The organism is Pseudomonas farris (genome assembly GCF_019145235.1).
In the GTDB taxonomy this organism is placed as follows: domain Bacteria; phylum Pseudomonadota; class Gammaproteobacteria; order Pseudomonadales; family Pseudomonadaceae; genus Aquipseudomonas; species Aquipseudomonas farris.
Genome location: NZ_JAHSTV010000002.1, coordinates 282,812 through 305,028, shown reverse-complemented (window position 1 = coordinate 305,028; position 22,217 = coordinate 282,812). Strand labels below are relative to the sequence as shown.

Here is a 22,217-nt window from a genome sequence, read left to right as displayed (position 1 = left end):
ATGCTGGCGTATATTTTTCGGCGACTGCTGCTGATCATCCCGACCCTGCTTGGCATTTTGCTGATCAACTTCGTGATCATCCAGGCCGCCCCCGGTGGGCCGGTAGAACAGATGATCGCCAAGCTCGAAGGCTTCGAAGGCGCCACCAGCCGCATCGCCGGCGGCGGTGCCGAGGTGTCGGTGGCCGGTTCTGCCTATCGCGGCGCCCAAGGCCTGGACCCGGCGCTGGTCAAGGAAATCGAGCACATGTACGGCTTCGACAAATCGGCGCCGGAACGTTTGTGGATCATGATCAAGAACTACGCCACCCTGGATTTCGGCGACAGCTTCTTCCGCGACGCCAAGGTCATCGACCTGATCAAGGAAAAGATGCCGGTATCGATCTCCCTGGGGCTATGGAGCACGCTGATCATGTACCTGGTGTCGATCCCGCTGGGGATCGCCAAGGCGACGCGACACGGCAGCCACTTCGACGTCTGGACCAGTTCGGCCATCATCGTCGGTTACGCGATTCCGGCGTTCCTGTTCGCCATCCTGCTGATTGTGGTGTTCGCCGGCGGCAGCTATTTCGACTGGTTCCCGCTACGGGGCCTGACCTCGAACAATTTCGACGAGCTGAGCACTGGCGGCAAGATCCTCGATTATTTCTGGCACCTGGCACTGCCGGTGACCGCACTGGTAATCGGCAACTTCGCAACCATGACCTTGCTGACCAAGAACAGCTTCCTCGATGAAATCAACAAGCAGTACGTGGTCACTGCCAAGGCCAAGGGCCTGACCCGCCACCGCGTGCTCTACGGCCATGTGTTTCGCAACGCCATGCTGTTGGTGATTGCTGGCTTCCCATCGGCATTCATCGGGATCTTTTTCACCGGCTCGTTGCTGGTGGAAGTGATTTTCTCCCTCGACGGCCTCGGTCTGATGAGTTTTGAAGCAGCGATCAACCGCGATTACCCGGTGGTTTTCGGCACGCTGTTCATCTTCACCCTGCTGGGGTTGGTGGTGAAGCTGATCGGCGACCTCACTTACACCTTTGTCGATCCGCGCATCGACTTCGAAAGCCGGGAGCATTGAGATGAACCTGTCCCCTCTCAATCGCCGACGTTTCGAACTGTTCAAGGCCAACAAGCGTGGCTGGTGGTCGCTGTGGCTGTTTCTGATTCTGTTCGGCGCAAGCCTCGGTGCCGAGCTGATCGCCAACGACAAACCGCTGGTGGTGCATTACGACAACGCCTGGTATTTCCCGGCACTCAAGCGTTACCCGGAAACCGCGTTCGGCGGCGAATTCCCGCTGGAAGCCAACTACAAGAGCCCGTACATCCGCGAACTGCTCAAGGCCAAGGACGCTTGGGTCTTGTGGGCACCGATCCCCTACAGCTACCAGAGCATCAACTACGACCTGAAAGTCCCGGCCCCCGCGCCGCCCTCGGCCGACAACCTGCTGGGCACCGACGATCAGGGCCGCGATGTGCTGGCCCGGGTGATTTATGGCTTCCGGATTTCGGTGCTGTTTGCTTTGACGCTGACCATTCTCAGCTCGATCATCGGCGTTATCGCCGGGGCCTTGCAGGGTTTTTATGGCGGTTGGGTCGATCTGGCGGGGCAGCGTTTTCTGGAGATCTGGTCCGGGTTGCCGGTGCTGTACCTGTTGATCATTCTGGCCAGTTTCGTGCAGCCAAACTTCTGGTGGCTGCTGGGGATCATGCTGCTGTTCTCGTGGATGAGCCTGGTTGATGTGGTGCGCGCCGAGTTCCTGCGCGGTCGGAATCTGGAATACGTGCGCGCGGCCCGGGCGCTGGGCATGCAGAATGGTGCGATCATGTTCCGCCATATTCTGCCCAACGCCATGGTCTCGACCATGACCTTTATGCCGTTCATCCTGACCGGCGCCATCGGCACCCTGACCGCCCTGGATTTCCTCGGCTTCGGCCTGCCGCCGGGCGCGCCGTCCCTGGGTGAACTGGTGGCTCAGGGCAAATCCAACCTGCAAGCGCCGTGGCTCGGTATGAGTGCGTTTGCGGTGCTGGCGCTGATGTTGAGTCTGCTGGTGTTCATCGGCGAGTCCGCTCGCGATGCCTTCGACCCGAGGAAGTGAAATGAATCAGGACAATCTGATCGAAGTGCGCGACTTGGCCGTCGAATTTGTCGTCGGCGAACGCGTTCAGCGGGTGGTCGAAGGCGTGAGCTTCGACATCAAGCGCGGCGAAACCCTGGCGCTGGTGGGTGAAAGCGGCTCCGGCAAATCGGTGACCGCCCACTCGATCCTGCGGCTGCTGCCCTACCCGCTGGCTCGGCATCCGTCCGGCACCATCACTTATTCCGATCGGAATCTGCTGGATCTGAAAGAGAAAACCATCCGCCACATCCGTGGCAACCGGATTGCGATGATCTTCCAGGAGCCGATGACCTCGCTCAATCCGCTGCATTCGATCGAAAAACAAATCAACGAAATCTTGGGCATCCACAAAGGCCTGACCGGCAAAGTCGCGACCAAGCGCACGCTGGAACTGCTGGAAATGGTCGGCATCCCCGAACCGGAGAAGCGTCTCAAGGCCCTGCCCCACGAATTGTCCGGAGGCCAGCGTCAGCGAGTAATGATCGCGATGGCCCTGGCCAATGAGCCGGAATTGCTGATAGCCGACGAACCGACCACGGCGCTGGACGTGACCGTTCAACTGAAAATTCTCGAACTGCTCAAGGAATTACAGGCCCGCCTAGGCATGGCGTTGTTACTGATCAGTCACGATTTGAACCTTGTGCGAAGAATTGCGCATCGCGTATGTGTCATGCAGCGCGGTTGCATCGTCGAACAGGCATCGTGCGAAGAATTGTTCCGCGCACCGCAGCATCCGTACACGCGGGAACTGCTGGCAGCGGAGCCCAGCGGCAAACCGGCGACCAACGTGATTGGCCCGCCATTGCTGCAGGTCGAGGACCTGAAAGTCTGGTTCCCGATCAAGAAAGGCTTTCTGAAAAAGACCGTGGACCATATCAAAGCGGTAGACGGGATCAATTTCAGCCTGCCCCAGGGCCAGACTCTGGGGATTGTGGGAGAAAGCGGTTCCGGCAAGTCGACGCTCGGCCTGGCAATATTGCGGCTGATCGGTAGCAAAGGCGCCATCCGTTTTGAAGGCAAGCAGCTAGACTGCCTGACGCAGCATCAGATTCGACCGCTGCGGCGGGAGATGCAGGTGGTGTTCCAAGACCCGTTCGGCAGCCTGAGCCCACGGATGTGCGTGAGCCAGATCGTCGGCGAAGGCCTGCGGATCCACAAGATGGGCACCGAGGCAGAACAGGAACAAGCGATTATTGCAGCACTCAAGGAGGTAGGTCTGGACCCGGAAACCCGGCACCGCTACCCCCACGAATTTTCCGGTGGGCAACGGCAAAGAATCGCCATTGCCCGGGCATTAGTGCTAAAACCGGCGTTGATTTTGCTGGACGAGCCGACTTCGGCCCTCGACCGCACCGTGCAACGCCAAGTGGTGGAGCTGCTACGTTCACTGCAAACCAAGTACAACCTGACGTATTTGTTTATCAGCCATGACCTGGCTGTCGTCAAAGCGCTGAGCCACCAGCTGATGGTGGTCAAGCATGGCCAAGTGGTCGAACAGGGAGACGCGCAAAGTATCTTTGCCGCCCCCAAACATCCGTATACACAGCAGTTGCTGGAAGCCGCTTTTCTGGCACCAGCCACTGCGCAATAAACCTGAAAAGAGGAGCAACACATGGGTTTTCTCGCCGGTAAGCGCGTACTGATCGTCGGTGTCGCCAGCAAGCTGTCCATCGCATCCGGCATCGCTGCCGCCATGCATCGCGAGGGCGCTGAGCTTGCCTTCACTTATCAGAACGACAAACTCAAGGGTCGTGTCGAAGAATTCGCACAAGGCTGGGGCTCGAGCCCTGAGCTGTGCTTCCCGTGCGACGTGGCCAGCGATGAAGAAATCGCCAAGGTCTTCGAAGCACTGAGCAAGAAGTGGGACGGCCTGGACTGCATCGTGCACTCCGTCGGCTTCGCCCCGGGCGACCAACTGGACGGCGACTTCACCGAAGCCACCACCCGTGAAGGTTTCCGCATTGCTCACGACATCAGCGCCTACAGCTTCGTGGCCTTGGCCAAAGCTGGTCGCGAAATGATGAAAGGCCGCAATGGCAGCCTGCTGACCCTGTCGTACCTGGGCGCCGAGCGCACCATGCCGAACTACAACGTAATGGGCATGGCCAAGGCTTCTTTGGAAGCTGGCGTGCGTTACCTGGCCGGCTCCCTGGGCCCGGATGGCACCCGCGTGAACTGCGTATCGGCTGGCCCGATCCGCACTCTCGCCGCTTCCGGCATCAAGAACTTCCGCAAAATGCTGGCCGCCAACGAAGCGCAAACCCCGCTGCGTCGTAACGTCACCATCGACGAAGTCGGCAACGCCGGCGCCTTCCTGTGCTCGGACCTGGCGTCCGGCATCAGCGGCGAAATCATGTACGTAGACGGCGGCTTCAACACCACCGCCATGGGCAACATCGAAGAGTGATCTTCGATTAGCCATGAAGAAACCCGCCGATTGGCGGGTTTTTTTATGCCCTAAATTCCAGGCTTGATGCGGTCAAATGTGGGAGCGGGCTTGCTCGCGAAAGCGGTGTGCCAGTCGACACTTTCTGTATGCCGAACACCGCCTTCGCGAGCAAGCCCGCTCCCACAGGGGTTAGCGTTTAGTCGTCGATTTTCGTCAAACACCGGGCAAACAACTGCTGGATCGGTTGTGTGCGCTGGCTATAACGCTGCAACAGCACGATCTCCCGGTAGAACGTCAGCTCACCCAACGGGATGATCCGCACCTTCGCCCCATGCTCAAGCCACAGCCCCGCCTCCGGCAATAGCGAAACACCCAGCCCGCATTCGACCATTTTGACGATAGCCTCCAGCTCATCCAGCTCCAGAGCCACCTGCACATCGATCTGCTGCTCGCGTAAAAAGCGAGTCACCAGGCGCCCACCGAAAGAATTGCGGTCGTAGCGTACGTGGGGATGGTTGGCGAGCAACTGCAGCGGGTCGTCGCCCTCAAGATCTGCCGGCACGATCAGCACAAACGGCTCCCGGCGAATGACGTGCACCGACAATTCCTTGGGTAATTCAAACGGCGGCTTGATCAGAATCGCCAGGTCCACTTCGCCGGTGTCCACCTGGCTCAACAGGCTCAGGGATACCCCCGGCACCAGTTTCGCCTCCAGCAATGGTGCCTGTTGCCTGAGGCGTAACAGCGCGCGCGGCAACAACCCGGTCTGGACGGTGGCCACCGCGCCGATCTTCAATTCGCCACGAAACTCGCCGACGCTATCACTGACGGCCATGCGGTTGAAGGTCTCAAGGATTTCCCGAGCCATCGGTAACGCCCGCTGCCCCGCGGCGTTGAGAATAGCCTGACGTCCGGTGCGATCGAACAGGCGAATGCCCAACGCCTGTTCGAGGTTTCGGATCTGTGCGCTGACTGCCGACTGGGTCAGGCCAATGTGCATGCCTGCCGCAGCGAACGTGCCATGACGTGTCACGGCAATGAAGGTTTTCAGTTCCCGCAGCATGCGGCTCTCCGATTGATCGAAATAATTTGAGCTCGTCGCAAAAATTATCGTCTTTCAATCAAAAAGCACAGGACTAAACTCGGCTCTTAACTCTCAACCCGTCGAGGCACGTCCGATGCAACTGTCCCCTTTTCACTTGGCTATCCCGGTTTACGACTTGGCCGCTGCCCGGCGCTTCTATGGTGAAGTGTTCGGCCTGGAAGAAGGTCGCTCCAGCGACCATTGGGTCGATTTCAACTTTTTCGGCCATCAACTGGTGATTCATCTGGCACCGAAAAATGCTTCTCAGGAAGCCGCCCATACCAACGCCGTCGATGGCCACGACGTACCGGTGCCGCATTTCGGTGTGGTATTGGGGATGGAGGAATGGGAAACCCTGGCCGAGCGCTTGAAAGCCCTTGGCACCCGCTTCGTGATCGAACCGGGTATCCGCTTTCAGGGATTGGTGGGCGAACAAGCGACAATGTTTCTCTTCGATCCCTGCGGCAACGCTCTGGAATTCAAGGCGTTCAAGGATATCGATCAGTTGTTCGCCAAATGATCTGCCCGACCGGCAGTTGCGAACAGCCGAGCACATTGCAGCGGACTTGCAAGATGCCATTCAACAATGACGAGCATCGAACTGCCGGGCGCGCAGCGCCTTATCGGCCAAAGCCAGCAAGTCTTCCGCCGTCTGGTGCAGCCGAGAATCAAACTCGATCTGCCCAATACTGAAGCGAATGTCATAGCCACGATGCGCTGTGGCATTGCGTTCTTCGAGTATTTCTTCGAGGCGCGCTCTGATCGCGGCGATTTCCACGGCGTCGGCGCCGGTCAACAAGGCAGCAAACTCATCGCTGCCGAGCCGGCCGATCACATCGCTTTCACGAAAGGCGATGCGTAGCACATCGGCGAAGGTTTTCAGGGCATCGTCACCCTCGGCGCGACCGTACAGCTGGTTGATGCGCTTGAAGTCATCAAGGTCGAAAAACAGCAGGGTCGCGGGTTTGCCCAACTGCTGACAGGCCTCCAGTCCTAACTGAGCCAAAGCCTCGAAGCCATGACGATTGGAGAGCAGGGTCAATTCATCCATGCTCGCCATCTGCACGCCCATCAGCGCTTGCTCAGCCTTACGCGCCAGGTCGCGCAATACATCGCGATCCTGAATTGCGCTGTCGAGTGCATTCGGCGCACGCATGTCTGCGCCAGCGCCGGGTTTGAGCGGTTTGCCTGGGGTTAACATCACTCACTCCTTGATGGATATGAACGTTAGAGTCGTTCACACCCGATATGACTCCCTATAAACGCGCCGCTGGTCAGCTACCCGCCACCGGACACGGCCCTCCAGCATCGGCCCAGAGCTTGAACTGGGTGACGAAGATGTCGTGGGGTACCGGCACCGGCGCCCGCCCCTCGCCCGGATTCCAGCCCCAAAGCACCAGCTTATCCTCGCTGACGTGCTTGATCAGCGCCGCAAAATCACGATCGCCATTGCTGGAACGGTCCTTGATCATCGCGCACAACTTGTCGGCCGGCAGGCCGATCCAGGCCATTTTGTGCGCAGCCGGCGGCAGGCTCCAATGCGGTGCTCCGGGTGGCGAATTGGGGCCATAACTGGCCGGCGGATTGCGTTCGGCATGGCAACTGGCACACGGCAAACCGGCGGCGCCCTTGCCGTCCAGGCCGCGAACCACATTCATTGCGTGAGGAACACCGGCGTCGAACTGCAGCGGCGAATCGCCAGGGATATGACAGTTCTGACAACGCGGGCTCTGGAACACTTTCTGCACCGTGTCGAACGCCTTCACCGCCTCTTTATCATCAGCGAACAGGTCCGAGGCATAGCCACCCAGACCGATCAGCATCACCGCGCCAAGAAACGCATGTCGTCTCATCTCACACCCCCGACAGTTGCAACGGCAGTTCCCGCAGACGCTGCCCGGTCAGGGCAAACACCGCGTTCGCCACTGCCGGCGCTACCGGAGGCACACCGACCTCGCCAATACCACCGGGCTTGTCGCTGCTGGGAACGATGTGCACCTCGACCACCGGCATCTCGTTCAGGCGCAGGACCTGATAGTCGTGATAATTGGATTGCTCCACCTGACCGTTCTTGAACGTCAGCTTGCTGTGCAAGGTAAATCCGAGACCGAAGGTGATGCCCGATTCCATCTGCGCGGCGATGCCCTGCGGGTTGACCGCAATGCCGCAATCCACCGCACACACCACCCGATGCACGCGAATCGCCAGATTGTCCTGGGACACCTCGGCCACCTGGGCGACGTAACTGCCGAAGGACTCATGCACCGCCACGCCCAATGCGTGACCGTCTGGCAAGGGTGCTTTCCAGTTGGCTTTCTCCACCGCCAGATTCAGCACGCCCAAATGCCGTGGATGCGCCTTGAGCAAGGCGCGTCGGTATTCCACCGGATCCTTGCCGGCGGCGTCTGCCAGCTCATCGATCAACGACTCCATGACGAATGCCGTGTGGGTGTGCCCCACCGACCTCAGCCACAGCACGCTGATGCCGGTTTGCGGTGAATGCAGTTCGACCTGATGATTGGCCAGCCCCACAAGATAAGGACTGTCGGCCACGCCTTCGACGGAGGTTTTGTCGACGCCGTCCTTGACCATCGTCGCCGCGAACGACGTGCCCGTCAGAATCGACTGCCCGACCAGCACATGCTTCCAGGCCATCGGCATGCCGTCGGCACCCAACCCGATGCGCGCCTGATGCAGGAACGCCGAGCGATAGTAACCGCCGCGAATGTCATCCTCTCGGGCCCAGACGGTTTTCACCGGCCCGCCCGCTGCCTTGGCGACGTACACGGCTTCGCTGACAAAATCCGAGGTCGGGTTGGCCCGACGCCCGAAGCCGCCACCGAGGAATTGGGTGTGGATCTCGACCTGTTCAGGTTTGAGTCCGGTGATCTTCCCCGCGATCATCTGATCCAGCGTCTGAAACTGCGTGCCGGTCCAGATTTCGCATTTGTCCTTGGAGATTTTTACCGTGCAATTGAGCGGCTCCATCGGCGCATGAGCCAGGTACGGCACGCTGTACTCAGCCTCAATCGTCTTCACCGATTTGCCTAGCGTCGCCGTCGCATCCCCGGCCTTACTGGCGGAAGTGCCGGGCGTGGCGGCGAGTTTACGAAAGCTCTCCAGCAGCTGTTGGCTATCCAGCCCGGCGTTCGGCCCCAGGTCCCATTCGACCTTCAGCGCATCACGCCCCAGCTTCGCCGCCCAATAATGATCGGCAATCACCGCGACACCCGTGGGCACCTGCACCACTTTGTGCACGCCCGGCACCGCCAGTGCCTCGGCGCCTTCGAAGGATTTGACGCTGCCGCCGAACACCGGTGGGCGAGCGACCATCGCCGTCATGAGTCCATCGAATTGCACGTCCATGCCGAACTTCGCCTGCCCGGTGATTTTCTCCGGAGTGTCGAGGCGCTTGGTGGGTTTGCCAATGACCTTCCAGTCCTTGGCGTCTTTGAATTTGATCGAGGCCGGATCCGGCACTGGCAACTTGGCGGCGTCATCCGCCAGTTCGCCGTAAGTGGCGCGTTTGTCGCCGGCAATGACCACGCCCGATTCGGTGCGAATCTGCGAAGGCGCCACGTCGAATCGCTTGGCCGCCGCCTCGATCAGCATCAAGCGGGCCGCCGCTCCGGCCTGGCGATAGCGGTCGAACTCCATCCAGGTCGACGTCGAACCGCCGGTGATCTGCATCCCGCCAAACCCTGGCAGGCCATAATCGGCCGCCGAGGCTGGCGCGTGTTCAACACGGATTTTCGACCAGTCGGCGTCCAGCTCTTCGGCGATCAACATGGTCAGGCCGGTCCAGATGCCCTGGCCCATTTCCGAATGACCGAGCAGCACGGTGATGCTGTTGTCGTTGCCAATGCGTAAAAAAGCGTTGGGGGCGAAGACGTTTCCTTGATTCTCGGCGCCGAGGGCAAAGCGATTGGCACCCGGGATGACAAACGCCACCACCAGACCGCCGCCCAACACCGCACTGCCCTTGAGAAAACTGCGACGCGAGACAGGGTTGATTCTGTTCATGGGTCAGCTCCCTTCAACGTGGTATCAACCGATCTCGGCGGCGCGTTTGACCGCGGCGCGGATTCTTGGGTAGGTGCCGCAGCGGCAGATGTTGCCGGACAGCGCCTGGTCGATGTCGCTGTCGGTGGGTTTGGGGATCTTCGCCAGCAACGCGGCCGCCGACATGATTTGCCCCGATTGGCAATAACCGCACTGGACCACGTCGAGTTCGGCCCAGGCTTGCTGGACCGGGTGCGAGCCATCGGCGGATAAACCTTCGATGGTGAGAATTTTCTGCCCGTGGGCCACCGCCGTGGCGGGCGTGATGCAGGAGCGCAGCGGCGCGCCGTCGACGTGTACGGTGCAAGCGCCACACTGGGCCATGCCGCAACCGAATTTGGTGCCCGTCAGGTGCGCGACATCGCGCAGCACCCAGAGCAACGGCATGTCCGCGGGGACATCCAGTTCCTGGTCCTTGCCATTGATATTAAGGGTCAGCATTGCGGATTTCCTCAGACTCACGGTGTTCTGAAGGGGCGCCTCTCTTCGCTCAAGGTCGGCGGTTACGCGCGCCATGGGTTATCCATACAGCTAAGCGCAATTTGACCCACAAGCCATGTTCATCGACCACCGGTCGCTGCCCATTCGCTCTAAACGGGTTGAGGGGAATTCTCACGACTTGTCGATCTATGGCACAACCGGACCATCACAGGCTGACTACGCTGATAATCCAGAGTGATCAACCCGCAGAGGAGCACCGCCATGCACCGCGTTCAAAAACTCACGCCCTGCCTGTGGTTCGACGATCAGGCCGAGGACGCCGCGAAGTTTTACTGCGCGATCTTCGATCATTCCAAAATCGCCGGCATCACCCATTACGGCAAGGCGGGTCAGGAAATCCATGGCCGGCCGGAAGGCTCGGTGATGACCGTCAGTTTCGAGCTCGATGGGCAGAGTTTCACAGGCCTTAACGGTGGCCCGGTTTTCAAGTTCAATGAGGCGATCTCATTCCAGGTCAATTGTCACACTCAGGAAGAAGTCGACCACTTCTGGGGGCGCCTGTCTGCAGGCGGTCCCGTTGAAGCCCAGCAATGCGGCTGGCTCAAGGATAAATTCGGCGTGTCGTGGCAGGTCGTGCCGGTCGTTCTGATGGACATGATGAAAGACCCCGACGCAGCCAAATCCCAGCGCGCCATGGCGGCGATGCTGCAGATGAAAAAACTCGACATCGCCACGCTGCAACGAGCCTTTGACGGCGAGAGCTAATACACTCCAAAGCTGAACCGCCGAGGATGCCAGGATGAAGCACACCGTCGCCAAAGATGCAGACAAAGCCCCGCGCTTCTGGCGCGACGACGCCCTGCCCTTCATTGAAGCCCGCTCCATCGCCGACGGTCGCGAGGTCTGCTACAGCCGGCATTCCCACGCGCATTTTTCCATTGGCGCAATCACCGCCGGGCGCAGCACCTATATCCACGAGCAATCGGAGTTTCAGGTCAGTGCCGGCACGGTGGTGCTGATGAATCCGGGCGATGTGCATGCCTGCAACCCGATCGACGACCAGCCTTGGTCGTACCTGATGCTGTACGTCGAGACGCCTTGGCTGACCGATTTGCAGCATCAGCTCGGCTTCAGCCAGGACTTGGCGTTTCGCCGGTTTTCCATCACCCACAATCGTGACGTCGAGCTGTTTGCCGGCCTGAAGAATTTGTACGAGGTATTGGTCGATCAGCAGCAAGACGTGCTGCGCAAGCACAGCGCGGCGGTGGAGTTTTTCACCGAGGTGCAACAGCGGCTCAACCCCATCGATCAACCGCTGCGCGAACCCAATTTCAAGCTGGAACGGGCCGCCGACTATATCCGCGACAACTGCACGCAGATGCTCAAGCTCGAGGACATTTGCGAGGCGGCGCAACTGTCGCCGTCGTACCTGATCCGTGCCTTCAAACAGCATTACGGCATGACGCCCCATGCGTTTCTGGTTAACCGGCGCATCCAGTTCGCCCGGGATCGGTTGCGCAGCGGCAAGTTGATCGCCGATGTGGCGCTGGAAGCCGGGTTTGCTGATCAGGCGCATTTTCAGCGCGCGTTCAAACAGCATCTGGCGGCGACACCGGGGCAGTACCGCGGCTAACTCATCCTCCCTCGCCACAAGCCTTGATAGGTGGAACTGCCCCACATTAGAGGAACACTCTCCAGACCTACGGCAACAGCAAATACCCCGCACTCACCGCCAGCAGCAACGCCATGACCCGATTGAACAGGCGCATCCCCGCCGGATTGCTCAGATAGCCGCGCAAAAACGTCCCGGCATACGCCCAGCAACCCACCGACAAGTAGCAGATCACCAGATACACCGCCGCAAACTGCCAAACCAGCCGCGCCTCACCGTCGGCGACAAACGCGCCCATCCCCGCCACGCAGGCCAGCCAGGCTTTCGGGTTGAGCCATTGCATCACCGCGCCATACAGCATCGACGGCACCCGCCCCGACTCCTTGGCATCGAGTTGACCGTTGTCAGTGGCCAATTTGAAAGCCATGAACAACAGAAACGCCACCCCCGCCCATTGCACCACCCGCGTCAACGCCGGCCAACGCTGCAACACCTCATGCAAACCCAACCCCATCAGTACCAACAGCAGAACAAACCCCAAGGTCGCCCCAGCCACATGCCGCTGACTCGCGAGGAAACCGAACTGTGCCCCCGAGCTCAACGCCACAATATTCACCGGCCCCGGCGTTATAGAGGCGACCAGCGCAAACGCGGCCATGGAAAGAATCAGACTCATCGCACACCTGCTTCAAATCAAGGAATACAGCGCTCACGGTAACCAGCGCCCGGCCCCCGGTATTGAAGAAAACTGCCCTCGCCCCTTCCATGAACAGTCACTGCCCAGCGAAAGAACACAACCCGCCAACTTTCATAGCAACTTTAGCATCCATAAAAAACACCTCTTACATAACTTGATAACAAACACATTCCACTAAAATAAAAACTCGATATATAGTTTCGCCGCCTCAGCAAACAGGCTGACTGCCCAGTGACTTATTTAACAGAGCCTTAACAAGTCAACACCAAGGATGGATGAAAACCTCATGAACAACCCGCTGAACTTATTCGCCTCCCTACCCGCTTCCGGCAATATGAAAGAGCGTCAGACCATTGCTGAAACATTGAAGTCAATACTTGACTCGCAGATCGGGCAGCCAGCATTTTTCTCCCAGAACTCCACAGACAATTTTGTCGACATCTCGCAAGTGATCGTCGAAATTGTCGAAGACAGTCACTTCGAAAAAAACCACCGAGCGGCAAGCACGCTACTCCAGCGGCTGATCATGCAGCCCGCTTTTGCAGGGCTCTCCGGCCCTTTTGGCCCGAGCGATGAAGAGTGGATTCTGGTCACGGACAGCGGCGTTATTCTTCAGGTGCCAGACACCTCACCCGTCTCTGACGTTTATATTTCACACGTCGATGTCACTGATGTAGTCACTGCCATTTCCACACTCAAATCCAACATTGAGCTTCTGGTTAAAGCGGCAAAACTTACCGGCGGCATTGTTTCTTCGATAAAACATGTCCCTCTCGTTAACTGGCTTCGCTTCCATCAACTGGATGTGCCGAAGACCGCCGAGCATGTTGAAAACCTGATCACCTTACTGAAACTATCGCTGCCTGAACCACCAAAGCATGGCAACTATTGGGGCGGCATTTCCAGCGAAACCAATGAAACCACCCTGGTCATCACTGAAGACCAGCGCCACATTATTCTTCATGAAACATCCAAACTATTTCACGATGCAGGAAAACCCGTTGAACCGCTGATCAATTACCTGACCGATGCCATTCTCGGCGGTAGATCCGCTGCATTCTTGCAGGAAGAGCCGAGTCTGAGTTGGGAACTGCTGATCGAGACGCCCGTCGCAAAAACCTTCGCCCAATCCTGCTTCGATGCATTACACCCGCAAAGTGTTTCTACCGCCCCCTTGCCCCCTGAACAACGCAGCGGTTTGCTGGTGGCAGCCATCATGCTGGACTTTGCTTTGGGTACAGCCGACAGAAACCACAGTTTCTGCTCCTCCAATCTCTATGCCTCCCACAACGTACAGGCGAATACCTACGATGTACGACAGCATTTGACTGCGCATTTCAGCGGATTTCAGCGCGTTAACCCGGCGGCCGTGCCCTTGGCGCTGCAACTGATACTCGCCGGGCTGGCACCGGAGTTTCTGGTGCAAACACCGCAGGCCTTGCAAATTGGTTCCCCTGGCTGGGTGATGTTGCGCAAATCGGTTCTTCTCGCTGAAAGCATCGCTCCCGGGTTATCCCGCGCCTTGTCATACGAGATGTTGATGGAACTGGGGGCTATTTCGCCAACCAGCACCGAACAACGCACGCTGCAAGGCGTGATCCTGGTGAAGTGCGTGCTGGACTGGGCGATGATCAACGAGCTTGAACTGGAAGGCGCTGACGACCTGCCAACGGAACAAATCGTCAAACACGCCACGACCCAATACAACGCATTCATTGACACTATGAGTGAAGCCCTTAACAGCATTACCACCCCACCTGTGAGCCGCAGGGCACTGGCGAAATCCGCAATATTGGAGTTGGGCATCAATCCCGCAACCAAGCTTGCCACCGCGTACTCTGGCATAGAAAACTCCCTGCTTGACCTGTATTTGGCACGCCAATTGACCGCCTATAACCATTCGGTCGCGACGGCGGTTCTGGATCTGGGGCCTGCCAACGATCTGTATACCCGCCAACTCGAAAAGCAGTACGCCCCCTATAAAACGGGGATCGCGACAATCCTGCGTCTGGCCATGTCGCGATTAAAGGTAGAGGACCGGGTTGCCATCGAATATGGCCAACTGGCGCTTTATCATGTGACCCAATCCACCCCTCCCGATAATCACGGACAGATCTACTGGGCCGAGCACAACATCAGAGCGCCGTTTGGCATTTTGATTGTTTCCAGGTTCAACAGCGAAGTCCGTGCCTATGAACTGTTCCCACTGCAAGGTCAGTGTCGGAAAAATGAAGCGCTGACCCAGCAGCTTAATGACAACTGGATCTGGCTCGGGAAATCCCCAGATGATGCTGATGAAGGTTTCAAGACGCGGACCTATGTGTACGGTGCGCACATTGACTATCGGACTTATTACAAAGGCTCGGAACTCACCAACGACTCGGTACTGAACACTGAGGGCGTCCTTCTGGAACGCTTTGGCCAATTCAACGACATGCGCGACTCAGCAACTTCCCTGCGAAGCCCGATGCAAAGTTTCAACTCCGGGCGGTTCCGTGACATCAGTGAACTGATTGCACAACACAATCCTCCGATGACTTATGATCATTTTTACGCGATGGGCTACGACAAAACCGACATCGAACAAAGCGGGGAAAATTTTGAGAAGATTTTCGACACTATTCTCAACATCATCATCCCGTTCAAAGAATGTATTGAAGGACTCGCCTCGGGCAATCCGGATCGGCGCAGCGGCGCATTGTTCAGCTGTGTGATGGATGCAACCACATTGCTGTTCTCCTTCGTGGGAGCGGCCGGCGTCTTCTTTAAAGCAGCCGCGAGTAGTTCCAAATTGCTGAATCTGGGCAAAGTCGGCGGGAGTTTTGTCCTGTCGCTGTTCAATCCTCTGGATGGCATCCCGCAACTGGCCTACGGCGGCGCCAAACTGATCGGCAAAGGAGCGCTGAGACTCGGCCACTTTGGCCAGTCCGCCACACGTCTGGGGGTCTTCCAGTTGCGCCGATTGACCGGTGCCGCCGGGGCTTACGACCTGGTCAAGGCCGTACAAAACAGCGGCTCCGCAATCGAAATCGCCAAGACCGTATCCGCAGTGAATCAGGGCCGCGCACTGTTCAACGACGCCACGATCAGTACGGCCAGGCAAGTTGTGAACCTGTTCATCGACACGACAACCAAATTACCCAACGTGCCTGACAAAATACTGGAAGAGCTCTACAGCACTGCGGTAATTGAAACCACCATCGAACTTGACGGGGCCAAGGATCTGAACGTCTTGATCGGTAAAGAGGGGCTGAGTGAGCTGTTGCGAACCTACATGAGCAACAGCCGCATGTCTTACGTCGATACAAGGTACGGTAAAGAATCGACAGATCACATCCAGTCATTGGAAGCCCTCGTCGTAATCGAGACGCAAAACACCGCCAGCCGCATTTAGTCGTCGCAAGCCTGCCACGATGCGCCCTGAGGCGGGCCTATACTCTAAGGGCACACTCGAAGCGACATGCAATCGTGTTTGATATATGGGGTGGCGCGTCGAGTGATCGTTCACGCAGGCCGCGGCCTGCCTTCATCGTAGGGAGGAAAAGATCATGGCGCGTAAATACATCGATTGCCGCGAGTTTCCAAGCGATTCCAAATGCTCGGTCGCGCTGTCCGCGGACTCTGAAAACGAACTGCTCGAGGCCGCCGCACAGCATGCGGTCAGCGTTCACAAGCACACCGACTCACCGGAACTGCGTGCTCAACTGAAGACAATGTTTCACGACGGCACCCCGCCTGTTGAAGCACCACGTCCCGCTTGATAAGGAGATCCTCCTGCGGGAACATAAAAAGGGACAGACACGATTTCAGGCATATGCCGAGCAATCGTGATCTGTCCCTTGTTTCCAGATTCGCTCTCGGCCAAAAGTGGCCGGTGGTCGTTACATTTCGCTCGCCGCCGGGCGTTTGGCTAAGCTGATTAAATCGGGACGAACTGAAACCTGAGTGATAGCGGCCATTAGCGGATCAGTATTGGCGTCAAGACGGTAACTCCTAAAGGAGACGACCATGTATGCGGTTATAAGAACCTACTTGGGTGCTGGAGCAAAGCAGCTGTTCGATCTTTTAGAACAGCGCAAGGCCGACGTCGAAGCTACCCTGCGGACAGTGCCGGGCCTCGTAAGTTACACACTGCTGAATACGGGTGATGGCGGTACGGCGGTGACTGTTTGCACGGACAAGGCCGGCAGCGATGCGAGCTTGAAAGTCGCGCGCGACTGGATTCAGAAAAATGCCTCGAATATCCACGCGAACCCGCCGATCGTGACGGAAGGTCCGGTGATTGTGCAGATCAAATAGCGTGCCTTTCCAGTTGATCTTACGTTAGAAGGGACAGACCGCGATTTAAGGCGAATGCCGGGCAATCGTGGTCTGTCCCCTGTTTTTCTCTCAACCTGAATCACGAAGGAGATCCCTGTGGGAGTGGGCTTGCTCGCGAAGAGGGAGTATCTACCAACATTAATGTTGCCTGACACACCGCTTTCGCGAGCAAGCCCGCTCCCACATGGACTGCGCTGCCTGACTGGCATTAGCGCTAATCAAGCCAACGCAAGTGTACGGCGATTTGCGCTCACCGCTGTATGGGCCGGCCCACTCGTCGCTCATGATAAAAATACGGCTCTCGATACTGGAGCCGTCGTCATGGACCTCGCCACCCTCACCCTGTTTCTCCCGGCCTGCTTCGCCCTGAACATGGCCCCCGGCCCGAACAATCTACTGTCGGTCAGCAACGCCACTCGCTATGGCTTTCGTCGCGCCTGCGTGGCCGGCGTCGGACGCTTGCTGGCGTTTGCCGGAATGATCACCCTGGCCGCCGCCGGGTTGTCGGTGGTGCTGCAAACCTCGGAATGGCTGTTCTATGCGATCAAGATCGTCGGCGCCGCTTACTTGTTGTGCCTGGCCTGGCAACTGTGGCGCGCCAATCCAGAGGCCGAGCAGGTTGTGACCGGCGCGCCAATTGGCATTGTCGCTCTGGCGCGGCAGGAGTTTCTGGTGGCAGCGGGTAATCCCAAGGCTATCTTGCTGTTCACCGCATTCCTGCCGCAGTTCGTCGACCCGACTCGACCGATTGCCGCGCAATTCGTCGTGCTCGGCGCGTTGTTCCTGATGCTGGAATGGATCGCCATCAGCGCCTACGCCTACATGGGCCTGCACATGCGCCGCTGGTTCGCCGAACCACGGGGCAAGCGGATATTCAACCGTTGCTGCGCGGGATTGTTGTCGGCAGCGGCTTCGGTGTTGTTGATGGCGAAACGGGCCTGATCTTTACCCTTGGGACGGCCCTTTCAGTTCGACCTGATTGCCGTCCGGATCGAAGCAATAGATCGACAGCCCGTGGCCTTCAGCGCCGAAACGAACGGCGGCTTTCTCGGGTGTCAGGCCGAAGGACTGCAAGTGACTGACCAGTGCGTCCTCGTCGAACGGTTCAATGCGCAGGCAGAAGTGATCGACATTGCGCCGTTCCTGGCCAGCGGCAGCACCGCCCTTTCGACCGAGTTCGCCCTGGATGTCGACGAGGTCGATCATCGAGGAGCCCGCACGCAAATGCACCAGGCCCAGATCGTCACGGCGCTTGACCAGTTCGGCGCCGAATACTTCGCCGTAAAACGTGATGCTTCGTTCGAGATCCTTGACGCGCAGGACGATGTGATCGATGTGTTTGATCGTGAACGGTTGCATTAGGAAGATTCCTGAAAATATTGTTTACAGGATTATCGGTGACCCGATGACTGTAGCTCAGGGCGACAAAAATTCACTGTCGATTTTCCGGTGGAGGCGCCGGGCGAAGCGGCATATGCTCAGCCCATGAACCTACAAAACGCTGTGCTTCCGCCCCACGCCGAGATGGTTCGCGCCATGCTCGAACGCGACACCGCCTACGAGGGGGTGTTCTTTACTGCGGTGAAAACCACTGGCATTTTCTGCCGCCCCGGCTGTACGGCGCGCAAACCGAAGCCGGAAAACGTCGAGTTCTTCGCCCATGCCGATGAGGCGATGTCGGCGGGTTATCGGGCCTGCCTGCGTTGCAAGCCGCTGGATGCCGCGGCCATCGCGCCGGACTGGGTGCAGGGACTGCTCAAATCCGTGGACGCCGACCCCGACCTGCGCTGGACCGATGCCCAGTTGCTCGCCGAGGGCATCGAGCCGTTGAAACTGCGTCGCTGGTTCAAGCAGCATTTCGGCATGACCTTTCACGCCTGGCTGCGCAGCCGGCGCCTGGGCATCGCCCTCGGTGGCATCAAACAGGGCGAATCCATCGACAACGCCGCGTTCGACTCCGGCTACGAATCCCTGAGCGGTTTTCGCGATGCGTTTCAAAAGTCGTTCCACATCACTCCCGGCCGCGCCGCCCACAGCGAGCCACTGCTGTTCACGCGACTGACCACGCCGCTGGGGCCGATGATCGCCATGGCCGAACAGCGTGGGCTAGTGCTGCTGGAGTTTCTCGACCGACCGGCACTGACCAAGGAAATCGAAGAACTGCAGAACCGTTATGGCTACGCCGTGGCCCCCGGGCACAACGGGCATTTGCAGCAGATCGAAGAAGAACTGGCGCAATACTTCGCTGGTAAACGAACCGAATTCAACGTGCCACTGCACCTGCCCGGCAGCGCTTTCACCCGGCAGGTGTGGGCTGAACTGATGAAAATCCCCTACGGCCAGACCACTACTTATGGCGCGATCGCCGCGCTACTGGGCAAGCCCGGCGCCAGTCGCGCCGTGGGTCTGGCCAACGGACAAAACCGCTTGGCGATTATCCTGCCCTGTCACCGGGTGATCGGTGCAGACGGCTCGTTGACCGGCTATGGTGGAGGACAGCCGCGCAAGGCGTTTCTGCTCAGGCTGGAAAGCGCCGCGGTGCAAATCACCCAACAACTCGCATTCTGATCACTCCACCGTTTCTTTTCAGAAAGTCATAAGGAAGGACACTCGATGGACACACTCGACAACCAATTCCACCAACTGCACCAAAGCGGCCTGCTGATTCTGACCAACGTCGCCGATGCCACAGGGGCGCGATTGGTGGAACAGCTGGGCAGCAAGGCCGTCGCCACCAGTAGCGCGGCGGTGGCTTGGGTTCACGGCTACCCGGATGGCAACACCTTGCCGCTTGAACGTCTCGTTTCCACCGTCGAATCCATTGCCCGAGTCATCACGGTGCCGTTGACCGTGGACATTGAGGCCGGTTATTCCGATGACCTGGGTCGGGTCGCAGAAGTGATCGACGCCGTCATCGCTGCCGGTGCCGTGGGGATCAATATCGAGGACGGTGCTTCGCCACCCGAACTGCTGGCCCGCAAGATCGAAATCGCTCGCCAGGTCGCCAATCGCCGGGACGTAAAGCTATTTATCAACGCCCGGACCGACGTGTACCTCAGGGGCCTGGTGCCGGCCGAAGATCGCGTCGCAGAGACACTCAAGCGTGCCGCGTTGTATCAGGCCGCCGGTGCCGACGGACTGTTCGCGGCGGGCGTCACGGCGGCGTATGAGATCGAAGCGCTGTGCCGTGGCACGACGCTGCCGGTAAACGTGCTAGGTTTCGCGGGCCTGCCTTCGCCTGAAGAACTGCAAGCCCTCGGCGTGCGCCGTTTGAGCGCCGGCTCGAGCATCGCCGAGTTCCTCTACGGCGCCATGGCGTCGGTAGCCAAAAGCTTTCTGGAAACCGGAAAACTCGATAGCAGCGACCTCAAGGCCTTCACGTATGGCCAAGTGAACGCCCTGCTGGCCCCCACCGGCAAAGTTTGACCGCAAGCAATGGAGTGCGGCGCTACGGGGCGACGACTAATCTTCCCGCAGTCCCCCGCACTTCAGGATGCTCCATGCCCGACACCTATCAACTGGCCAGCGAATTTCTCTCAGCCCTCGATGCCGACTGGCAACGCCACATCAGCGCCATCGGCCCCTGCCTGCATCAGCCCCATGCGGCTCGCGATCCTTATGAGTCGTTGGTGCGGGCGATTGCCTATCAACAACTGCATGCCAAGGCCGGCGATGCGATTGTCGGCCGGCTGCTGGCGCTATTTCCTTCAAACACCTTCCCAAGACCTGAGCAGATTCTGGCGACAGACTTCGAGCAGATGCGCGGGTGCGGTTTTTCCGCCAGCAAGATCACGACTATTCAGGGCATCGCTCAAGCGGCTCTGGACGGCGTCGTCCCTGATTACGCCACGGCCCTGGCCATGGACGATGAAGCGTTGATTGAGCGCTTGATTACCTTGCGTGGAGTGGGTCGCTGGACGGTGGAAATGCTGCTGATCTACAGCCTGGAGCGGCCGGACATTTTGCCGGCCGATGACTTTGGGGTGCGCGAGGGCTATCGGCGGCTGAAGGGGTTGGAGGTACAGCCGACTCGTAAGCAGATGATTGAAATCGGGCTAACGTGGAGCCCGTATCGAACGGTGGCGGCGTGGTACTTGTGGCGGGTGCCCAACCGGTAGACCGCGTTATCGTTCTTCGCGAGCAAGCCCGCTCCCACATTAGATCTTCAGTGAACACAGATTTTGTGTACGACAACGATCAAGTGTGGGAGCGGGCTTGCTCGCGAAGAGGCCCGCACATCCAGCACAAATTCAACTGCCCGGAAACCCTGACGGTCTAGGCTGTCTTGAGCCATCCCAAGACCCGTCGGAGGTTCCCATGCAGCTCGAAGGCTCCTGCCATTGCGGCGCAGTGTCGTTCAGCCTGACCAGCGCCCACCCCTACCCTTATCAACGCTGCTATTGCTCGATCTGTCTCAAGACCCAGGGCGGTGGCGGTTATGCGATCAACATCGCTGGCGATGCCGCCAGCCTCAAGGTGCGCGGTCGCAAGCACATCTCGATTTACCATGCGCGGCTCAAGGAGGAAGGTGACAAACGCGCCCACCGCAGCACTGCCGAGCGGCATTTCTGTTCCCTTTGCGGCTCGGGATTATGGGTGTTCAGTCCTGAATGGCCGGAGTTGATTCATCCGTTTGCCTCGGCCATCGACACGGCGCTGCCGGTGCCACCCGAGTACACGCACGTGATGCTCGGTTCGAAAGCACCATGGGTGGAAGTCCAGACGCAGCCCGCTGATCGACAGTGCGATGTGTGGCCCGAAGAGTCCATCGCCCAGTGGCATGAGCGCCTGGGTTTGAGCCGTTAGGCCGCTACCGGCACACCACTGTGAAAGCGAAACTCCACATCTGGCGACTCGATCAACGCCTGCTCGGCGTCACGAACCTTGTCGATCACCTGGGCGATGTCCTTGGCGTCACCGTACTGATAGGCCAGTTTCAGGTAACCCTGGAAATGCCGCGCCTCACTTTTCAGCAGACCGAAGTAGAACTTGCCCAGTTCTTCATCCAGATGCGGCACCAACGCCTCGAAACGCTCGCAGCTGCGGGCTTCGATGAAGGCGCCGACCACCAGCGTGTCTACCAGCTTCACCGGTTCGTGGCTGCGCACCACTTTGCGCAGGCCCGAGGCGTAACGCCCCGCGGACAGCTGACGCAGCCCGATCTTGCGCTTTTTCATCAGGCGCATGACCTGCTCGTGGTGCACCAGTTCTTCCCGGGCCAGACGCGACATCAGGTTGATCAGATCAACGTGGGAGTGGTATTTGGCAATCAGGCTCAACGCCGTGCTGGCCGCCTTGAATTCGCAGTTTTTGTGGTCGATCAGTAGGGTTTCCTGATCGGCCAGCGCGGCCTGGACCCAGCCATCGGGCGTGCGGCAGCCAAGGAATTCGTGAATTTCGGGAAGGATCATGGGGCTCACGGATAAAAGGTACAGAACGAAGGGCGCCGATTATACCGGCCTGCCGACAGACCACCAGCCGCCAACCGTTGATATG

The 22,217-nt window shown here is 58.8% G+C and carries 23 protein-coding genes; 15 read left to right on the top strand and 8 right to left on the bottom strand.

Features of this window, described 5'->3' with window-relative positions:
* Genes KVG95_RS04695 through fabI form a run of 4 tightly spaced genes read left to right on the top strand, consistent with a single transcriptional unit; the run spans position 1 to position 4,523 of the window.
* Entirely contained in the window at positions 1 to 1,074 is a 1,074-nt protein-coding gene (locus KVG95_RS04695) for a microcin C ABC transporter permease YejB (protein ID WP_007906757.1), read from the top strand.
* Position 1,075: 1 nt separating this feature from the next.
* A complete protein-coding gene (locus tag KVG95_RS04690; protein WP_008074378.1) occupies positions 1,076 to 2,095 on the top strand; it encodes an ABC transporter permease in 1,020 nt (339 codons plus the stop codon).
* Position 2,096: 1 nt separating this feature from the next.
* A complete protein-coding gene (locus tag KVG95_RS04685; protein ID WP_217854704.1) occupies positions 2,097 to 3,707 on the top strand; it encodes an ABC transporter ATP-binding protein in 1,611 nt (536 codons plus the stop codon).
* Between the two features lie 21 nt (positions 3,708 to 3,728).
* The gene (fabI, locus tag KVG95_RS04680; RefSeq protein WP_007906751.1) at positions 3,729 to 4,523 is read left to right on the top strand and encodes an enoyl-ACP reductase FabI; all 795 of its coding nucleotides are present in this window, start codon (positions 3,729 to 3,731) and stop codon (positions 4,521 to 4,523) included.
* Positions 4,524 to 4,701: 178 nt separating this feature from the next.
* Here the strand turns inward: fabI and KVG95_RS04675 are convergent, their stop codons facing one another.
* Positions 4,702 to 5,568: a LysR family transcriptional regulator gene (locus KVG95_RS04675; RefSeq protein WP_217854703.1), complete on the bottom strand. Its 867-nt coding sequence runs from the start codon at positions 5,566 to 5,568 to the stop codon at positions 4,702 to 4,704.
* Positions 5,569 to 5,683: 115 nt separating this feature from the next.
* Between KVG95_RS04675 and KVG95_RS04670 the strand changes: the two genes are divergently transcribed.
* On the top strand, positions 5,684 to 6,109 hold the full coding sequence (locus KVG95_RS04670) for a VOC family protein (RefSeq protein WP_217854702.1): 426 nt from the start codon (positions 5,684 to 5,686) through the stop codon (positions 6,107 to 6,109).
* A 60-nt stretch (positions 6,110 to 6,169) separates the two neighbouring features.
* Here the strand turns inward: KVG95_RS04670 and KVG95_RS04665 are convergent, their stop codons facing one another.
* The 4 genes from KVG95_RS04665 to KVG95_RS04650 all read right to left on the bottom strand — a co-directional run bounded on the left by KVG95_RS04665 (position 6,170) and on the right by KVG95_RS04650 (position 10,092).
* A complete protein-coding gene (locus tag KVG95_RS04665) occupies positions 6,170 to 6,790 on the bottom strand; it encodes a GGDEF domain-containing protein (protein WP_217854701.1) in 621 nt (206 codons plus the stop codon).
* Positions 6,791 to 6,863: 73 nt separating this feature from the next.
* Positions 6,864 to 7,442, bottom strand: coding sequence for a hypothetical protein (locus tag KVG95_RS04660; RefSeq protein ID WP_217854700.1), 579 nt, complete (start codon positions 7,440 to 7,442; stop codon positions 6,864 to 6,866).
* A gap of 1 nt (position 7,443) precedes the next feature.
* A complete protein-coding gene (locus tag KVG95_RS04655; RefSeq protein WP_217854699.1) occupies positions 7,444 to 9,612 on the bottom strand; it encodes a xanthine dehydrogenase family protein molybdopterin-binding subunit in 2,169 nt (722 codons plus the stop codon).
* Between the two features lie 24 nt (positions 9,613 to 9,636).
* Complete coding sequence (locus KVG95_RS04650) at positions 9,637 to 10,092, bottom strand: (2Fe-2S)-binding protein (RefSeq protein WP_007906916.1); 456 nt, start codon at positions 10,090 to 10,092, stop codon at positions 9,637 to 9,639.
* 261 nt (positions 10,093 to 10,353) lie between these two features.
* Between KVG95_RS04650 and KVG95_RS04645 the strand changes: the two genes are divergently transcribed.
* Entirely contained in the window at positions 10,354 to 10,857 is a 504-nt protein-coding gene (locus KVG95_RS04645) for a VOC family protein (protein ID WP_217854698.1), read from the top strand.
* A 34-nt stretch (positions 10,858 to 10,891) separates the two neighbouring features.
* The gene (locus KVG95_RS04640) at positions 10,892 to 11,725 is read left to right on the top strand and encodes an AraC family transcriptional regulator (protein ID WP_217854697.1); all 834 of its coding nucleotides are present in this window, start codon (positions 10,892 to 10,894) and stop codon (positions 11,723 to 11,725) included.
* A gap of 67 nt (positions 11,726 to 11,792) precedes the next feature.
* Here KVG95_RS04640 and KVG95_RS04635 read toward each other — a convergent pair whose 3' ends face one another.
* Positions 11,793 to 12,380, bottom strand: a complete 588-nt coding sequence (locus KVG95_RS04635; protein WP_217854696.1) for a LysE family translocator — start codon at positions 12,378 to 12,380, stop codon at positions 11,793 to 11,795.
* A 307-nt stretch (positions 12,381 to 12,687) separates the two neighbouring features.
* Between KVG95_RS04635 and KVG95_RS04630 the strand changes: the two genes are divergently transcribed.
* From KVG95_RS04630 to KVG95_RS04615, 4 genes are all read left to right on the top strand, one after another.
* Positions 12,688 to 15,795, top strand: a complete 3,108-nt coding sequence (locus KVG95_RS04630; protein WP_217854695.1) for a hypothetical protein — start codon at positions 12,688 to 12,690, stop codon at positions 15,793 to 15,795.
* 154 nt (positions 15,796 to 15,949) lie between these two features.
* Complete coding sequence (locus KVG95_RS04625) at positions 15,950 to 16,162, top strand: DUF1059 domain-containing protein (protein WP_008074349.1); 213 nt, start codon at positions 15,950 to 15,952, stop codon at positions 16,160 to 16,162.
* A gap of 247 nt (positions 16,163 to 16,409) precedes the next feature.
* Entirely contained in the window at positions 16,410 to 16,700 is a 291-nt protein-coding gene (locus tag KVG95_RS04620; RefSeq protein WP_052964247.1) for a hypothetical protein, read from the top strand.
* 342 nt (positions 16,701 to 17,042) lie between these two features.
* Positions 17,043 to 17,663, top strand: a complete 621-nt coding sequence (locus KVG95_RS04615) for a LysE family translocator (protein WP_217854694.1) — start codon at positions 17,043 to 17,045, stop codon at positions 17,661 to 17,663.
* Between the two features lie 3 nt (positions 17,664 to 17,666).
* Here the strand turns inward: KVG95_RS04615 and KVG95_RS04610 are convergent, their stop codons facing one another.
* Entirely contained in the window at positions 17,667 to 18,080 is a 414-nt protein-coding gene (locus KVG95_RS04610; protein WP_217854693.1) for a VOC family protein, read from the bottom strand.
* A 126-nt stretch (positions 18,081 to 18,206) separates the two neighbouring features.
* Between KVG95_RS04610 and KVG95_RS04605 the strand changes: the two genes are divergently transcribed.
* From KVG95_RS04605 to KVG95_RS04590, 4 genes are all read left to right on the top strand, one after another.
* Entirely contained in the window at positions 18,207 to 19,289 is a 1,083-nt protein-coding gene (locus KVG95_RS04605) for a bifunctional transcriptional activator/DNA repair enzyme AdaA (RefSeq protein WP_217854692.1), read from the top strand.
* A gap of 45 nt (positions 19,290 to 19,334) precedes the next feature.
* A complete protein-coding gene (locus tag KVG95_RS04600; RefSeq protein WP_217854691.1) occupies positions 19,335 to 20,147 on the top strand; it encodes an isocitrate lyase/PEP mutase family protein in 813 nt (270 codons plus the stop codon).
* 74 nt (positions 20,148 to 20,221) lie between these two features.
* On the top strand, positions 20,222 to 20,839 hold the full coding sequence (locus KVG95_RS04595; protein ID WP_217854690.1) for a DNA-3-methyladenine glycosylase family protein: 618 nt from the start codon (positions 20,222 to 20,224) through the stop codon (positions 20,837 to 20,839).
* 199 nt (positions 20,840 to 21,038) lie between these two features.
* Positions 21,039 to 21,527, top strand: coding sequence for a GFA family protein (locus KVG95_RS04590; RefSeq protein ID WP_217854689.1), 489 nt, complete (start codon positions 21,039 to 21,041; stop codon positions 21,525 to 21,527).
* Here the strand turns inward: KVG95_RS04590 and KVG95_RS04585 are convergent.
* Complete coding sequence (locus tag KVG95_RS04585) at positions 21,524 to 22,132, bottom strand: MiaE family protein (RefSeq protein WP_205889308.1); 609 nt, start codon at positions 22,130 to 22,132, stop codon at positions 21,524 to 21,526. The two genes, KVG95_RS04590 and KVG95_RS04585, sit on opposite strands and share 4 nt — an antisense overlap.
* Between the last annotated feature and the right edge of the window lie 85 nt (positions 22,133 to 22,217).

Excerpts from the sequence above, each read along its gene's own strand:
- KVG95_RS04615 (WP_217854694.1), top strand. The coding sequence starts at position 17,043 with ATGGACCTCGCCACCCTCACCCTGTTTCTCCCGGCCTGCTTCGCCCTG.
- KVG95_RS04605 (WP_217854692.1), top strand. The coding sequence starts at position 18,207 with ATGAACCTACAAAACGCTGTGCTTCCGCCCCACGCCGAGATGGTTCGC.
- KVG95_RS04595 (WP_217854690.1), top strand. The coding sequence starts at position 20,222 with ATGCCCGACACCTATCAACTGGCCAGCGAATTTCTCTCAGCCCTCGAT.
- KVG95_RS04675 (WP_217854703.1), bottom strand. The coding sequence starts at position 5,568 with ATGCTGCGGGAACTGAAAACCTTCATTGCCGTGACACGTCATGGCACG.
- KVG95_RS04665 (WP_217854701.1), bottom strand. The coding sequence starts at position 6,790 with ATGTTAACCCCAGGCAAACCGCTCAAACCCGGCGCTGGCGCAGACATG.
- KVG95_RS04690 (WP_008074378.1), top strand. The coding sequence starts at position 1,076 with ATGAACCTGTCCCCTCTCAATCGCCGACGTTTCGAACTGTTCAAGGCC.
- KVG95_RS04655 (WP_217854699.1), bottom strand. The coding sequence starts at position 9,612 with ATGAACAGAATCAACCCTGTCTCGCGTCGCAGTTTTCTCAAGGGCAGT.
- KVG95_RS04600 (WP_217854691.1), top strand. The coding sequence starts at position 19,335 with ATGGACACACTCGACAACCAATTCCACCAACTGCACCAAAGCGGCCTG.
- KVG95_RS04620 (WP_052964247.1), top strand. The coding sequence starts at position 16,410 with ATGTATGCGGTTATAAGAACCTACTTGGGTGCTGGAGCAAAGCAGCTG.
- KVG95_RS04585 (WP_205889308.1), bottom strand. The coding sequence starts at position 22,132 with ATGATCCTTCCCGAAATTCACGAATTCCTTGGCTGCCGCACGCCCGAT.
- KVG95_RS04610 (WP_217854693.1), bottom strand. The coding sequence starts at position 18,080 with ATGCAACCGTTCACGATCAAACACATCGATCACATCGTCCTGCGCGTC.
- KVG95_RS04640 (WP_217854697.1), top strand. The coding sequence starts at position 10,892 with ATGAAGCACACCGTCGCCAAAGATGCAGACAAAGCCCCGCGCTTCTGG.
- KVG95_RS04670 (WP_217854702.1), top strand. The coding sequence starts at position 5,684 with ATGCAACTGTCCCCTTTTCACTTGGCTATCCCGGTTTACGACTTGGCC.
- KVG95_RS04695 (WP_007906757.1), top strand. The coding sequence starts at position 1 with ATGCTGGCGTATATTTTTCGGCGACTGCTGCTGATCATCCCGACCCTG.
- KVG95_RS04645 (WP_217854698.1), top strand. The coding sequence starts at position 10,354 with ATGCACCGCGTTCAAAAACTCACGCCCTGCCTGTGGTTCGACGATCAG.
- fabI (WP_007906751.1), top strand. The coding sequence starts at position 3,729 with ATGGGTTTTCTCGCCGGTAAGCGCGTACTGATCGTCGGTGTCGCCAGC.
- KVG95_RS04635 (WP_217854696.1), bottom strand. The coding sequence starts at position 12,380 with ATGAGTCTGATTCTTTCCATGGCCGCGTTTGCGCTGGTCGCCTCTATA.
- KVG95_RS04650 (WP_007906916.1), bottom strand. The coding sequence starts at position 10,092 with ATGCTGACCCTTAATATCAATGGCAAGGACCAGGAACTGGATGTCCCC.
- KVG95_RS04660 (WP_217854700.1), bottom strand. The coding sequence starts at position 7,442 with ATGAGACGACATGCGTTTCTTGGCGCGGTGATGCTGATCGGTCTGGGT.
- KVG95_RS04590 (WP_217854689.1), top strand. The coding sequence starts at position 21,039 with ATGCAGCTCGAAGGCTCCTGCCATTGCGGCGCAGTGTCGTTCAGCCTG.
- KVG95_RS04625 (WP_008074349.1), top strand. The coding sequence starts at position 15,950 with ATGGCGCGTAAATACATCGATTGCCGCGAGTTTCCAAGCGATTCCAAA.
- KVG95_RS04630 (WP_217854695.1), top strand. The coding sequence starts at position 12,688 with ATGAACAACCCGCTGAACTTATTCGCCTCCCTACCCGCTTCCGGCAAT.
- KVG95_RS04685 (WP_217854704.1), top strand. The coding sequence starts at position 2,097 with ATGAATCAGGACAATCTGATCGAAGTGCGCGACTTGGCCGTCGAATTT.